This is a genomic window from Enterobacter cloacae complex sp. ECL352 (assembly GCF_020149545.1).
Classification (GTDB): domain Bacteria; phylum Pseudomonadota; class Gammaproteobacteria; order Enterobacterales; family Enterobacteriaceae; genus Enterobacter; species Enterobacter asburiae_B.
This window is the reverse complement of record NZ_CP083709.1, coordinates 210,262-223,814: the sequence shown is the minus strand read 5'-3', so window position 1 is coordinate 223,814 and position 13,553 is coordinate 210,262. Positions and strand designations below refer to the sequence as shown.

General features: G+C 54.8%; 13 protein-coding genes and 1 pseudogene. 13 read left to right on the top strand and 1 reads right to left on the bottom strand.

What is annotated here, in order from left to right; genetic code table 11:
- Nucleotides 1–43: 43 nt before the first annotated feature.
- Nucleotides 44–1,021 (bottom strand): phage shock protein operon transcriptional activator, encoded by a 978-nt coding sequence (gene pspF / locus LBF07_RS01040; protein WP_073000632.1) that lies wholly within the window; start codon nt 1,019–1,021, stop codon nt 44–46.
- Nucleotides 1,022–1,187: 166 nt separating this feature from the next.
- Here pspF and pspA point away from each other — a divergent pair, with 166 nt between their 5' ends.
- The 13 genes and pseudogenes from pspA (at nt 1,188) to pgmB (ending at nt 13,546) form a co-directional block, all read left to right on the top strand.
- Nucleotides 1,188–1,856, top strand: a complete 669-nt coding sequence (gene pspA / locus LBF07_RS01035; protein WP_048976565.1) for a phage shock protein PspA — start codon at nt 1,188–1,190, stop codon at nt 1,854–1,856.
- Between the two features lie 49 nt (nt 1,857–1,905).
- The gene (pspB, locus tag LBF07_RS01030; RefSeq protein WP_023312045.1) at nt 1,906–2,130 is read left to right on the top strand and encodes an envelope stress response membrane protein PspB; all 225 of its coding nucleotides are present in this window, start codon (nt 1,906–1,908) and stop codon (nt 2,128–2,130) included.
- Nucleotides 2,130–2,489: an envelope stress response membrane protein PspC gene (gene pspC / locus LBF07_RS01025; RefSeq protein WP_094935684.1), complete on the top strand. Its 360-nt coding sequence runs from the start codon at nt 2,130–2,132 to the stop codon at nt 2,487–2,489. Before pspB ends, pspC begins: the two co-directional genes overlap by 1 nt.
- A 12-nt stretch (nt 2,490–2,501) precedes the next feature.
- The gene (gene pspD / locus LBF07_RS01020; RefSeq protein WP_023312043.1) at nt 2,502–2,726 is read left to right on the top strand and encodes a phage shock protein PspD; all 225 of its coding nucleotides are present in this window, start codon (nt 2,502–2,504) and stop codon (nt 2,724–2,726) included.
- A gap of 197 nt (nt 2,727–2,923) precedes the next feature.
- The gene (locus LBF07_RS01015) at nt 2,924–4,621 is read left to right on the top strand and encodes a sugar phosphorylase (protein WP_112778284.1); all 1,698 of its coding nucleotides are present in this window, start codon (nt 2,924–2,926) and stop codon (nt 4,619–4,621) included.
- 14 nt (nt 4,622–4,635) lie between these two features.
- On the top strand, nt 4,636–5,928 hold the full coding sequence (locus tag LBF07_RS01010) for an ABC transporter substrate-binding protein (RefSeq protein WP_094935716.1): 1,293 nt from the start codon (nt 4,636–4,638) through the stop codon (nt 5,926–5,928).
- Nucleotides 5,929–5,950: 22 nt separating this feature from the next.
- Complete coding sequence (locus LBF07_RS01005; RefSeq protein ID WP_023312040.1) at nt 5,951–6,832, top strand: carbohydrate ABC transporter permease; 882 nt, start codon at nt 5,951–5,953, stop codon at nt 6,830–6,832.
- The gene (locus LBF07_RS01000) at nt 6,819–7,661 is read left to right on the top strand and encodes a carbohydrate ABC transporter permease (RefSeq protein WP_094935715.1); all 843 of its coding nucleotides are present in this window, start codon (nt 6,819–6,821) and stop codon (nt 7,659–7,661) included. Before LBF07_RS01005 ends, LBF07_RS01000 begins: the two co-directional genes overlap by 14 nt.
- A gap of 28 nt (nt 7,662–7,689) precedes the next feature.
- Complete coding sequence (locus LBF07_RS00995) at nt 7,690–8,742, top strand: zinc-binding alcohol dehydrogenase (RefSeq protein ID WP_094935714.1); 1,053 nt, start codon at nt 7,690–7,692, stop codon at nt 8,740–8,742.
- A gap of 17 nt (nt 8,743–8,759) precedes the next feature.
- Nucleotides 8,760–9,548, top strand: coding sequence for a sugar phosphate isomerase/epimerase (locus LBF07_RS00990; RefSeq protein ID WP_094935713.1), 789 nt, complete (start codon nt 8,760–8,762; stop codon nt 9,546–9,548).
- Between the two features lie 11 nt (nt 9,549–9,559).
- The gene (locus LBF07_RS00985; protein ID WP_094935712.1) at nt 9,560–10,618 is read left to right on the top strand and encodes a Gfo/Idh/MocA family protein; all 1,059 of its coding nucleotides are present in this window, start codon (nt 9,560–9,562) and stop codon (nt 10,616–10,618) included.
- A pseudogene (locus tag LBF07_RS00980) lies at nt 10,612–12,891 on the top strand (glycoside hydrolase family 65 protein). The gene LBF07_RS00985 and the pseudogene LBF07_RS00980 overlap by 7 nt, the downstream one beginning before the upstream one ends.
- Nucleotides 12,881–13,546, top strand: coding sequence for a beta-phosphoglucomutase (pgmB, locus tag LBF07_RS00975; RefSeq protein ID WP_094935710.1), 666 nt, complete (start codon nt 12,881–12,883; stop codon nt 13,544–13,546). Before LBF07_RS00980 ends, pgmB begins: the two are co-directional and overlap by 11 nt.
- Nucleotides 13,547–13,553: the final 7 nt, after the last annotated feature.

Below are 13,553 nucleotides of genomic sequence, written 5' to 3'. Positions count from 1 at the left end.
ACGCCTGCTTCGTAAAAATGTCTGCAGGTAAGTGCTGATATTGTCAGCGCATTTGATGCTTTTTGAGCAATGCCCTTAACTGATGGTAGGTCAGACCCAGCAGTTCAGCCGCCCGTTTCTGGTTATATTTCGCCGTCTTCAGGCTTTGCTCCAGCAGCTGTTTCTCCTGATCGTTCTGGAACTGGCGTAAATCAAGGGGGAGAGTAGGGAGACCGCCTGAAGACGCTGGTGTGGGTAGCGGCGCTGCGCTGCGCTGAAAAGGATCGATAATGATATTGTCCAGCTCCGTCTCGCTGCTGCCGTGACGATAGACGGAGCGCTCCACGACGTTTTTCAGTTCACGGATATTTCCCGGCCAGTGGTAAGCCAGCAGCGTCTCTTGCGCATAATCGCTGAAGCCGGGGAACAGCGGCAGTCCGAGCTCTCGGCACATCTGAATCGCAAACTGGTCTGCCAGCAGCATGATGTCGCTTCTGCGCTCGCGCAGGGGTGGAAGCTGAACGACGTCAAAGGCCAGGCGGTCAAGCAGGTCGGCACGGAATTTCTCCTCCGCCACCATCTCCGGCAGGTTGGCGTTCGTGGCGCACACCAGGCGTACGTTAACCTGCAGCGGCTGGCTGCCGCCGACGCGCTCCAGCTCGCCGTACTCAATCACGCGCAGCAGTTTTTCCTGCACCAGCATGGGCGCGGTGGCCAGCTCATCCAGAAACAGCGTACCGCCGTCGGCGCGCTCAAAGCGTCCGGGATGGCGTTTCTGGGCGCCGGTAAACGCCCCCGCTTCATGGCCGAAGAGCTCGGTGTCGAGCAGGTTTTCATTCAGCGCCGCGCAGTTAAGGGAAATGAAGGGGCCATCCCAGCGCCCGGAGAGGTAATGCAGACGGTTGGCTATCAGCTCTTTCCCCGTTCCGCGTTCACCGACGATCAGCACCGGTTTATTGAGCGGCGCCAGGCGAGAGACCTGTTCCAGCACTTCGAGAAAGCTGTTTGCTTCGCCGAGTAAATTGTCTTTGTATCCGGGCATGATGAAATTAACCACTCCTTAGCGATATTCACCAGGGAAGAATAGTCTGTTGCTGCGCAAAAATCAATCAGACTCTGAAAAATCAATAAGATAAAAACCTGGCATGATGTTTGTATTATCCGTACAGCAGGGCATCGCCCGATAACAGAACTATGAGGATTTGATTATGGGTATTTTTTCTCGTTTTGCCGACATCGTGAACGCCAACATCAACTCACTGCTTGAGAAAGCGGAAGATCCGCAGAAGCTGGTACGTCTGATGATTCAGGAGATGGAAGACACGCTGGTTGAAGTGCGTTCAACCTCTGCCCGCGCGCTGGCGGAGAAAAAACAGCTTACGCGTCGTATTGATCAGGCAACCGCTCAGCTGAACGAATGGCAGGAAAAAGCGGAGCTGGCGCTGCGTAAAGACAAAGAGGATCTGGCCCGTGCGGCGCTGATCGAAAAACAGAAGCTGGCTGATATGGTCGCGACGCTCGAGCATGAAGTCACGCTGGTGGACGACACGCTCACCCGTATGAAGAAAGAGATTGGTGAGCTTGAAAACAAACTGAGCGAAACCCGCGCGCGTCAGCAGGCGCTGACCCTGCGTCACCAGGCGGCAAGCTCTTCCCGCGACGTGCGTCGTCAGCTGGACAGCGGTAAGCTTGATGAAGCGATGGCGCGTTTTGAATCGTTTGAACGTCGTATCGACCACATGGAAGCGGAAGCCGAAAGCCACGGCATCGGCAAGCAGAAGTCGCTGGATCAACAGTTCGCCGATCTGAAGGCTGATGATGAAATCAGCGAGCAGCTGGCGGCACTTAAAGCCAAAATGAAGCAAGACAACCAATAATAATTCCTGCGGCACCTGAGCGTGCCGCCTCATAAGACAAGGAGTACACATGAGCGCGCTTTTTCTGGCCATTCCCCTGACAATTTTCGTGCTGTTCGTTTTGCCGATTTGGCTATGGCTGCACTACAGCAACCGTTCTTCTCGGGGCGAACTCTCCCAGAGTGAACAACAGCGTCTGGTACAGCTCTCCGACGAGGCGAACAAAATGCGCGAACGCATTCAGGCGCTGGAAGCCATCCTGGATGCTGAGCATCCAAACTGGAGGGACCGTTAATGTCTGGACTGAATCTGAACAAAAAGCTGTGGCGTATTCCACAGCAGGGCATGGTGCGCGGCGTTTGTGCCGGGCTGGCTCACTATCTTGATGTCCCGGTCAAGCTGGTCCGCGTGGTCGCGGTGCTATCGATCTTCTTTGGCCTGGCGTTTATTACCCTGGTGGCATACATCGTCCTGTCGTTTGTTCTTGACCCGATGCCGGAAGTAGAACTGGCTGCGGAGGGAGCCCCGACCAGCAGCGATCTTCTCAATGCCGTTGATGAGCAACTCGCCGCCGGTGAGAAGCGGCTACGGGAAATGGAACGCTATGTCACGTCGGATACCTTTACGCTGAGAAGTCGCTTTCGTCAGCTTTAAGAGAGAGATGAGATGAAACAACACTGGCAACAGGCCGGTCAGAAGGTAAAACCCGGCCTGAAAATCGCAGGTAAACTGGTCCTGCTGACCGCGTTACGGTTCGGCCCGGCAGGCGTGGCGGGTTGGGCGATCAAATCCGTTGCCCGCAAACCGGTCAGAATGGTGCTGGCCGTGGCGCTCGAACCACTGCTGCAAAAGGTGGCAAAACGGCTTTCTCGCCGTTACTTATCCCAATAATTCCTGCTGGCGTTAGCCCTTTCCCTGACGGGGGAGGGACTGGCGACGGTTAACCGCATTTCCTCTTTTCCGGGTTCTTTCTTTGCGGCAGCTCACAATATTGCGCTGAGCTGCTTTGCAATCACCTTTTTCTCCTTTCTGGTCCGTTGACAGATATTTTTCATGGGAGTAGATTGCCACTCCGTGGGACCGCTACCATGGAAAATGAAATGAATACAAAAATTAAAGAACTCATTAATCTTGTTTACGGGGAAACGTTTTCTGATGCCCATCTTAATGTGCTGCTGGAAAATATTGGAAATGCCGCTTCTGTTATTACGGAAAAACGTAAAACGGGTTGGGATGAAAAAGACGTTGTCCTGATTACCTATGCCGATCAGTTTTCAGCGAAAGGGGAGAAGGCGCTACCGGTGTTTACACGTTTTTATAACAGGTGGCTTTCTCGTTCTTTTTCTCATGTTCATCTCTTGCCTTTTTATCCATGGTCTTCGGACGACGGTTTTTCTGTTATCGATTATCACGAGGTTGCACTGGAAACCGGAACGTGGCGAGACGTTGCTGAATTAAAACAGTCAGCCAGTTTAATGTTCGATTTCGTATGCAACCATATGTCAGCCAAAAGCAAATGGTTCGCTAATTACCTGAAGAAAATGCCAGGATATGAAGATTTCTTTATTTCTGTCGATCCTGAAACAGACTTATCCGCGGTGACGCGTCCGCGTGCCTTACCGCTTCTTACACCTTTCACGCTGCATGACGGCAGCGTGCGACACCTGTGGACCACCTTCAGCGAGGACCAGGTCGATCTCAATTTCGCCTCTCCGCAGGTGCTGATCGCGATGGTCGACGTGCTGCTGCATTACCTGATTGAAGGGGCGCGATACATTCGTCTGGATGCGGTGGGATTCATGTGGAAAATACCCGGAACAAACTGCATCCACCTTGAGCAAACCCACCAGCTCATCCAGCTTTTCCGCGCGATTACCGAGGCTGTCGCCCCTGGAACGGTGATTATTACCGAGACGAACGTTCCGCATAAAGATAACGTTGCTTACTTCGGTGACGGCGAAAATGAAGCGCAGATGGTTTATCAGTTCTCTTTGCCCCCGCTGGTGCTGCATGCGGTGCATTCTCAGGACGTCGGGACGCTGAGCCAGTGGGCAGCGTCGCTGACGTTGCCTTCCACGAAAACCACCTGGTTTAACTTCCTGGCCTCGCATGACGGGATTGGTCTGAATCCGTTACGCGGAATTTTACCCGAGTCGGAAATCCTCTCGCTTGTGGAAAAACTTCAGGCTGAAGGGGCGTTGGTTAACTGGAAAAATAACCCGGATGGTACACGCAGTCCTTATGAAATTAATGTGACCTATCTGGATGCTTTAAGTACGCGTGACAGTCTTGATAGCCAACGGATTGCCCGGTTTATTCTGGCGCATGCCGTCCTTTTAAGCTTCCCCGGCGTGCCTGCGGTTTATATCCAGAGCATTCTCGGTTCCCGTAATGATTATGCAGGTGTTGAACGCCTGGGATACAACCGTGCGATTAATCGTGAGAAATACACGGCAGGGCAAATTGATAGCCTGCTTGAAGATAAAAATAGCCTGCGTTCTCAGGTCTATTGCTCGTTAAGCCAGTTAATCACGCTGCGTCGGGCGGAGAAAGCATTCCATCCTGACAGTGAAGCTTATTTCAGTGCGTCAGGTAAACATGTTTTAAAAATCGTTCGCGTGGCGGATTGTGGTGAGAAAGTAACGGCGCTGTTTAATTTCAGTGATGGCATTCAAACGGTGGAATCCGATATTCATTCCGGAACGGAGTTGATTTCCGGGAAAGATATTACAGATAAAACGCTGACCCTATATCCATGGCAGGTGTTGTGGATTAAAGAAAACTAAAAAGGACCTTAAAAATGAAAATGCCCAGAATTGTGCTGATTTCAGCACTGGTTTCGTGCGCCTTGTTATCAGGATGCAAGGACGACAAAAAGTCTGCTGTCACCATTGAGTTTATGCACTCGTCAGTCGAGCAGGAGCGCCAGGCGGTTATCACGAAGCTTATCGAAAAGTTCGAGAAAGAGAACCCCGGCATCACGGTGAAACAGGTGCCGGTCGAAGAGGATGCCTACAACACCAAGGTTATTACGCTCGCCAGAACGGGCGCGCTGCCAGAGGTGATTGAAGTCAGCCATGACTACGCGAAAGTCATGGACAAGGAACAGCTGCTGGATCGCAAAGCTATCGGCGAAGCCATTAAAGCGGTAGGCGAGGACACCTTCTATGACGGCATCTTGCGTGTTGTTCGTACGGAAGACGGTTCTGCCTGGACGGGTGTGCCAGTCAGTGCCTGGCTATCCGGCGTCTGGTATCACAAAGATGCACTGGCTGCGGCGGGTATCCAGGAGCCGCATAACTGGGCGCAGCTGCTGAAAGCCAGCCAGAGCCTTAACGACCCGGCCAAAAAACATTACGGCATTGCGCTGCCCACCGCCGAAAGCGTGATGACGGAGCAGGCATTCTCCCAGTTTGCGCTTTCCGGCGGCGCGAACGTTTTTGATGCCAAAGGGAACGTCAACATCGATACCCCTGAAATGGCAAAAGCCCTGGAGTTTTATAAAGATCTGGCCGCGACCACCATGCCGGGTTCAAACGACGTCATGGAGATCAAAGATGCCTTCATGAACGGTTCTGCGCCGATGGCGGTTTACTCCACCTACATCCTTCCGGCGGTATTCCAGGACGGAAACCCTGCCAACCTGGGCTTCGTCGTCCCAACAGAAACCTCTTCTGCCGTTTACGGCATGGTCACGTCGCTGACGATCACCACCGGTCAAACCGAAGATGAGACTCAGGCGGCTGAAAAGTTTGTGACCTGGATGGAGCAGGCTCAAAACGCAACCGACTGGGTCATGATGTCGCCCGGCGCGGCACTGCCGGTGAACAAGCTGGTGGTGGGTACCGATACCTGGAAAAACAACGATGTGATCAAAGCGTTTGGACAACTGCCTTACGAACTGATTGCGCAGTTCCCGAATGTGCAGGTGTTTGGCGCGGTGGGGGACAAAAACTTCACACGCATGGGCGATGTTACCGGGTCCGGCATCATCAGTTCCATGGTGCATAACGTCACGGTGGGGAAAAAAGATCTCAGCAACACGCTTAGTAACAGCCAGAAGCGTCTGACCGATCTGATTTCACAACGATAGGAGCGCTCTGCGGAAGGAAATTATGAAGACGTTGTTTTCTGGTCGTTCAGATATGCCTTTCGCCATGCTGCTGTTGGCCCCCAGCCTGATTTTGCTGGGGGGCCTGGTGGCCTGGCCAATGATTTCCAATATTGAAATCAGTTTCTTACGTCTGCCGCTTAACCCGCGCATTAGCGCTGTGTTTGTCGGGCTGGATAATTACATTCGCATTCTCAGTGATGCAGCATTCTGGCACTCGCTGTGGATGACGTTCTGGTATACCGCGCTGGTGGTGATCGGCAGCACGGGGTTGGGGCTGGCGGTGGCGATCTTCTTTAACCGTGAATTCCGTCTGCGGAAAACGGCACGTTCACTGGTGATTTTGTCCTACGTCACCCCGTCCATTTCGCTGGTGTTTGCATGGAAATACATGTTCAACAACGGCTACGGCATTGTGAACTATCTGGGCGTTGACCTGCTGCATCTGTATGACCAGGCACCCCTGTGGTTCGACAATCCTGGCAGCAGCTTTGTGCTGGTGGTGCTGTTCGCCATCTGGCGCTACTTCCCGTACGCGTTCATTTCGTTCCTCGCGATTTTGCAGACCATTGATAAGTCGCTGTATGAAGCGGCGGAAATGGACGGCGCGAATGCCTGGCAGCGTTTTCGAATCGTTACGCTGCCCGCGATTATGCCGGTGCTGGCAACGGTGGTGACGCTTCGCACTATCTGGATGTTCTACATGTTTGCGGATGTCTACCTGTTGACGACCAAGGTCGATATTTTGGGCGTCTATCTCTACAAAACCGCATTCGCTTTCAATGATTTGGGTAAGGCAGCGGCGATCTCTGTCGTGCTGTTCGTGATCATCTTCGCGGTGATTCTGCTGACCAGAAAAAGGGTAAACCTCAATGGCAACAAATAAACGCGCACTGAGCCGTATTGGTTTTTATCTCGGGCTGGCGGTGTTTCTGGTCATCACGCTATTCCCGTTCTTCGTGATGCTGATGACGTCGTTTAAGAGTGCGAAAGAGGCGATATCGCTTAACCCGACCATTTTGCCGCAGGCGTGGACGCTGCAGCATTACGTCGACATCTTTAATCCGCTGATTTTCCCGTTCGTGGACTATTTCAAAAACAGCATGATGGTGTCGCTGACCTCCTCGGTGATTGCCGTATTTCTCGGCACGCTGGGGGCTTACGCCTTGTCCAAACTGCGTTTTAAGGGCCGCACGACGATCAATGCGAGTTTCTACACCGTCTACATGTTCTCCGGGATATTGCTGGTGGTGCCGCTGTTCAAAATCATCACTGCCCTTGGGATCTACGACACCGAGCTGGCGCTGATTATCACCATGGTGACCCAAACGTTACCGACAGCGGTGTTCATGCTGCGCAGCTATTTCGACACCATCCCGGACGAAATCGAAGAAGCCGCGATGATGGACGGCCTTAACCGCCTGCAAATCATCTTTCGCATCACCGTGCCGCTGGCGATTTCCGGGCTCGTGTCGGTGTTTGTCTACTGCTTCATGGTGGCGTGGAACGACTATCTGTTTGCGTCCATTTTCCTGTCCAGCGCCAGCCATTTCACCTTGCCGGTTGGGCTGAACACGCTCTTTAGCACGCCAGATTATATCTGGGGTCGCATGATGGCGGCATCGCTGGTGACGGCGCTTCCGGTTGTCATCATGTACGCCCTGTCTGAACGTTTTATTAAAAGTGGTTTGACCGCCGGTGGCGTGAAGGGCTGAGGCGGCCAATTTTAACAAGGAGTCAGTCATGAAAAAATTAGTTGCGACAGCGCCTCGTGTAGCGGCGCTGGTGGAATATGAAGATCGTCCGGTTGCCGTCCATGAAGTGAAAATTCGCGCCCGCTTTGGCGCGCCGAAACACGGTACCGAAGTGGTGGATTTCCGCGCCGCCAGTCCGTTTATCGATGAAGAGTTCAATGCGGAGTGGCAGATGTTTACCCCGCGTGAAGAGGGGGCGGCCCGCGGGATCGAATTCGGTAAGTTCCAGCTGGGCAATATGATTGTTGGCGAGATTATCGAATGCGGTGCTGACGTCACGGAATACCAGATCGGCGACAGCGTCTGCTGCTACGCACCGCTGCAGGAAACGGTGATCGTTAACGCGGTGAATAACTATAAGCTGCGCAAAATGCCGCAGGGCGCCTCCTGGAAAAACGCCGTTTGCTACGATCCGGCGCAGTTCGCCATGAGCGGCGTGCGTGATGCCAACGTCCGCGTGGGCGACTTTGTTGTCGTGGTCGGTCTGGGAGCCATTGGGCAAATTGCGATCCAGCTGGCGAAAAAAGCCGGTGCGTCAATCGTCATCGGCGTCGACCCTATCGAACACCGCTGTGAGATTGCCCGCCGTCATGGGGCAGACCACTGTCTGAACCCAATCGGCACCGATGTCGGTCTGGAAATCAAAAAGCTGACCGGGAAGCAGGGCGCGGACGCGATCATCGAAACCAGCGGCTTTGCAGATGCGCTGCAGTCCGCGCTGCGCGGGCTCGCCTATGGCGGCACTATCTCCTACGTAGCCTTCGCGAAACCGTTCGCGGAAGGCTTTAACCTCGGCCGCGAAGCGCATTTCAATAACGCGAAGATTGTCTTCTCCCGCGCCTGTAGCGAACCCAACCCGGATTACCCGCGCTGGAACCGTAAACGTATTGAAGAGACCTGCTGGGAACTGCTGATGAACGGCTATCTAAATTGTGAAGATCTCATCGACCCGGTCGTCACCTTCACCACCAGCCCGGAAAGCTACATGAAGTATGTCGATCAGCACCCGGAACTGAGCATCAAAATGGGCGTCACTTTTTAAGCTAAGGAAAGCAAAACATGAAAATCGCAACACAAAATCAGGCCTTTTTCCCGGTCAGTATCATGGAGAAATTTCAGTACATCAAAGCGATGGGTTTTGATGGCTACGAAATTGACGGCAAGCTGCTGGTGGAAAACCTCGCCGAGGTAAAAGCGGCGATTAAGGCCACCGGTCTGCCGGTGACGACGGCCTGCGGCGGATACGATGGCTGGATTGGCGACTTCATCGAAGAACGTCGTCTGAACGGGTTAAAGCAGATTGAACGTATCCTGGAAGCGCTGGCGGAAGTGGGCGGCAAGGGCATTATCGTGCCTGCTGCCTGGGGGATGTTTACCTTCCGTCTGCCGCCAATGACCTCCCCACGCAGCCTGGACGGTGACCGCAAAGCCGTAAGCGCCTCCCTGCGCTGTCTGGATGAGGTGGCGGCGCGCACCGGAACGACCGTCTATCTGGAGCCGCTGAACCGCTATCAGGATCACATGATCAACACCCTGGCTGACGCGCGCCGCTATATCGAAGAGAACGGCCTGAAGCACGTGCAGATCATCGGCGATTTCTATCATATGAACATCGAAGAAGACTCGCTGACGGATGCGCTGCATCAGCACCGCGATCTGCTGGGCCATGTGCACATCGCAGATAACCACCGCTACCAGCCGGGCAGCGGCAGCCTCGATTTTGCCAGCCTGTTCGCTCAGCTGCGTGCGGATAACTACCGGGGTTACGTGGTGTATGAGTGCCGTGTTCGCGCCGAGGATCCGGCTCAGGCATACCGGGACTCGCTCACTTACTTGCGTAAATGCTAAGGATGTCGAGCGTGATGAGTGCTTCTACACCTTCGCCTCTGCGCGTCGCCATCATTGGTGCCGGACAGGTCGCGGATAAAGTGCATGCCTCGTATTACGCCACGCGCAGTGATGTTCAGATGGTGGCTGTCATGGACAGCCATCCTGAACAGGCTCGGGCGTTTGCGGAACGTCATGGTATTCCCTCGGTATGGCAGGATGCGCGAGAGATGCTCGAGGCGGTTAAGCCGGATGTGGTAAGCGTCTGTTCGCCTAACCGGTTCCATTTCGGGCACGTCATGGCCGCGCTGGAAGCAGGCTGCCACGTGATGTGTGAAAAACCGCCAGCTATGACGCCGCAGGAAGCCGATCGGATGCGCATGGCCGCGCGCAAGGCGGGAAAAGTGCTGGCGTATGATTTTCACCATCGTTTTGCTCTCGATACGCAACTGCTGCGTGAAGCTGTGATGAAGGGGGCGCTGGGAGAAATTTATTACACCACGGCGCAGGCGTTACGCCGCTGCGGGGTTCCCGGCTGGGGCGTCTTTACCAACAAAACGCTTCAGGGCGGTGGGCCGCTGATTGATATCGGCATCCATATGCTCGATGCCGCGATGTACGTGCTGGGGTTCCCGGCGGTAAAAAAGGTGACGGCACACAGCTTCCAGAGGCTGGGAAATCGTAAAAGCAGCGGCCAGTTTGGCGAGTGGGATCCCACGCAGTTTACCGTTGAAGATGCCCTGTTTGGCACCATTGAATTTTGCAACGGCGGCATTCTGCGTCTGGACACGTCGTTTGCGCTCAATATCCGTGAACAATCCATCATGAACGTCGCATTCTGCGGCGAAAAGGCTGGCGCCATGCTGTTCCCGGCGCACATCTACAACGACGAAGCCGGTACTTTAGTCACCCTCACGCAGCGTGAAGAGGCTGACGATCGGCGTCATATGCGCAGTATGGATGCCTTCGTACGGCATGTGCAGGGAGAACCCGTCATGATCGCTGATGCGGAGCAGGGGCTGGTTATCCAGCAGCTCGTCGCCGCGCTGTATGAATCAGCAGAAACAGGGGAAAGCGTGACGTTATGCTAAACGTGTCTGTATTAACCGACCCGGACTTTTGTCCACACAGCCTGAATAAATACGCCTCCATCATGGCCTGCGGTAATGGCTACATGGGGATCCGGGCTGCGCACGAAGAAGATTACACCCAGCAAACCAGAGGCATGTATCTTGCGGGCCTCTATCATCGTGCTGGTCGCAACGAGACCACTGAGCTAATCAATCTGCCGGATATCATCGGTATTGATGTTGAGCTGGATAGCGTCAATTTCACGCTCCTGTCAGGCGAAATCCTCGAGTGGCGGCGCGAGCTGGCGTTTGCTAATGGCGAGCTTCGTCGCAGCGTCGTCTGGCGCTCGCCTGACGGGAAACGCTATCGTCTGGAGAGCCGTCGCTTTGTGTCGCTAGACCAGTTGCCCTTAGTGGCCATGCAGCTTTCGATTACACCGCTCGATGCCGCCACGCAGGCCGTGGTGCAAACCGGCATTGACGCAACGCAAACGAACAGCGGCAGACAGCATCTGGATGAAGTGTCGGTCAGAGTGTTCGACCAGCAATATATGCAGGGCGTATATGAAACGCAGGACCGCGCGTCTGAGATTGTTGTTTCAGCGTATTGTCAGCTCTCAGCGAAGAGCGACAGCTGTTTCACCGCCAAAAATCGTCGTCTCAGCGTTCATCATTCGCTGACGATCGCTAAGGGTGACACTGTCACGCTTGAAAAAATCGTCTGGGTGGCACATCGCAGCGATAAAGCACTGTCGCAGGCGTCTTTTGCCCGCAACGCGCTGGCCGATCTTAAGGTCTGTGCGGCAAGAGGCTACGACGCGTTGCTTGAGAGTTCGGCGTGTGCCTGGCAAGAGGTCTGGCGTAACGCTCGGGTGGAGGTGGACTCTACGGAACATCAGGATCAGATGGCGCTGGATTACGCCGTCTGGCATTTGACGACCATGACGCCAGCCCATGATGAGCGAAGCAGTATCGCCGCCAAAGGGCTGACGGGTGAGGGGTATAAAGGCCACGTCTTCTGGGATACCGAAATTTTCCTGCTGCCTTTCCATCTCTTCACCCGGCCCCAAATCGCCCGTAGCCTGCTGCGCTATCGTTGGCTCAACCTGGCCGGGGCGCGGGAAAAAGCCCGTCGCAACGGCTGGCCCGGCGCGTTGTTCCCATGGGAAAGCGCCGCCAGCGGGCTGGAAGAGACGCCGGAGTTCGCGGCTATCAACATCCGAACCGGTACGCGCCAGAAGGTGGCCTCCGCGCTGGCGGAACACCACATCGTGGCGGACATTGCCTGGGCCGTCGTCGCTTACTGGCAGGCGACGCACGATGATGCCTTTATGCGAAACGAAGGTCTGACGCTGCTGATGGAAACCGCCGCGTTCTGGATGGGCCGCGCGACGGAAATTAATGGTCGTCTCGAAATCCATGACGTTATCGGACCGGACGAATACACCGAGCATGTGAACAACAACGCGTATACCAACTATCTGGCCTGGCACAACGTCGCCTGCGCTCGCCAGTTTATGGCGATGTTTGGGCGCGAGGATGAAGGTTTTACGCAGAAAGCGACACGGTTCCTGACGTGCTTATGGCTGCCGGAGGCCAATTCAGACGGTGTGATCCCGCAGGATGATACCTTCATGGCCAAACCGGCCATCGATCTCAGCTGCTACAAAGCCAAAGCGGGTAAGCAGACCATTCTGCTCGATTATTCCCGCGCGGAAGTCAACGACATGCAGATCCTTAAGCAGGCTGATGTGGTGATGCTTACCTACCTGTTGCCGGAGCGGTTTACCCCGCAGCAGTGTGCCGCCAATCTGGCGTTCTATGAGCCCCGCACGATCCATGACTCTTCGCTGAGCAAGGCCATTCACGGCATTGTGACTGCCCGCTGTGGTGACGTCGAAGGTGCCTACGCCTTCTGGCGCGATGGCGTCGCCATCGATCTTGGGGACGACCCGCACAGCTGCGATGACGGAATTCACGCCGCTGCGACCGGCGCTATCTGGTCCGGCGTCATTCAGGGCTTTGCCGGTATGCAGATAGTGGATGGGGAGCTGCATCTTTCCCCCAGGTTGCCGGCCCACTGGCGAAGACTGGCATTCCCGCTGCGCTGGCGAAATGCAACGCTGCACTTCACCTGTGAAAACGAGGTGTTAACCATTGAAGCTTCGGCACCTTCCATGCTGACGCTGTGAGACAAGACGCTACACGTATCGGGGCGGACAGTTTGCGCTTATAAGGATTTTCTTGCACCTGTTAATGGGACCGCTACCAAGGAGAGGCGCCATGACGCTTAAGGCGGTTGTATTCGATCTGGACGGTGTGATCACCGATACCGCACACCTCCATTTTCTGGCCTGGCGTGCAGTGGCGGATGAAATCGGCATCACCTTCGACGAAGTATTTAACGAACAGCTGAAGGGCATTAGCCGCATGGATTCCCTGCAGCGCATCCTGAAGCATGGCGGGAAAGAGGAGATGTTCAGCCATGAGCAGTGCCTCGCGCTGGCGACGAAAAAGAACGCGCTCTATGTCCAGTCTCTGGCGTCGCTGACGGAGGATTCACTGCTTCCCGGTATTCGCGACGTGCTGGCGGATATCCGTGCGGCGAAGGTCAAAATTGGGCTCGCCTCCGTTTCCCTGAATGCCCCGGGGATCCTGCACGCGCTGGGCATTCATCAGGCCTTCGATTTTTGTGCCGATGCTTCCCGTATTCGCCGTTCAAAGCCAGACCCGGAGATCTTCCTTGCTGCCTGTGCAGGCCTGAATGTGCGTCCTGACGCGGCTATAGGTATCGAAGATGCACCTGCAGGCGTTGAGGCGATCAACGCGGCGGGAATGCTATCGGTTGGGATTGGATCTGGCCTGAACCATGCGGGTTTACAACTTCATTCAACGCGGGAACTGACCTGGAAATGCCTGACCGAGTTTTGGGCATCCCGGACGTATTGATAAGGAA

Coding starts and splice junctions, on each gene's coding strand:
- pspF (WP_073000632.1), bottom strand. CDS start 1,021: ATGCCCGGATACAAAGACAATTTACTCGGCGAAGCAAACAGCTTTCTC.
- pspA (WP_048976565.1), top strand. CDS start 1,188: ATGGGTATTTTTTCTCGTTTTGCCGACATCGTGAACGCCAACATCAAC.
- pspB (WP_023312045.1), top strand. CDS start 1,906: ATGAGCGCGCTTTTTCTGGCCATTCCCCTGACAATTTTCGTGCTGTTC.
- pspC (WP_094935684.1), top strand. CDS start 2,130: ATGTCTGGACTGAATCTGAACAAAAAGCTGTGGCGTATTCCACAGCAG.
- pspD (WP_023312043.1), top strand. CDS start 2,502: ATGAAACAACACTGGCAACAGGCCGGTCAGAAGGTAAAACCCGGCCTG.
- LBF07_RS01015 (WP_112778284.1), top strand. CDS start 2,924: ATGGAAAATGAAATGAATACAAAAATTAAAGAACTCATTAATCTTGTT.
- LBF07_RS01010 (WP_094935716.1), top strand. CDS start 4,636: ATGAAAATGCCCAGAATTGTGCTGATTTCAGCACTGGTTTCGTGCGCC.
- LBF07_RS01005 (WP_023312040.1), top strand. CDS start 5,951: ATGAAGACGTTGTTTTCTGGTCGTTCAGATATGCCTTTCGCCATGCTG.
- LBF07_RS01000 (WP_094935715.1), top strand. CDS start 6,819: ATGGCAACAAATAAACGCGCACTGAGCCGTATTGGTTTTTATCTCGGG.
- LBF07_RS00995 (WP_094935714.1), top strand. CDS start 7,690: ATGAAAAAATTAGTTGCGACAGCGCCTCGTGTAGCGGCGCTGGTGGAA.
- LBF07_RS00990 (WP_094935713.1), top strand. CDS start 8,760: ATGAAAATCGCAACACAAAATCAGGCCTTTTTCCCGGTCAGTATCATG.
- pgmB (WP_094935710.1), top strand. CDS start 12,881: ATGACGCTTAAGGCGGTTGTATTCGATCTGGACGGTGTGATCACCGAT.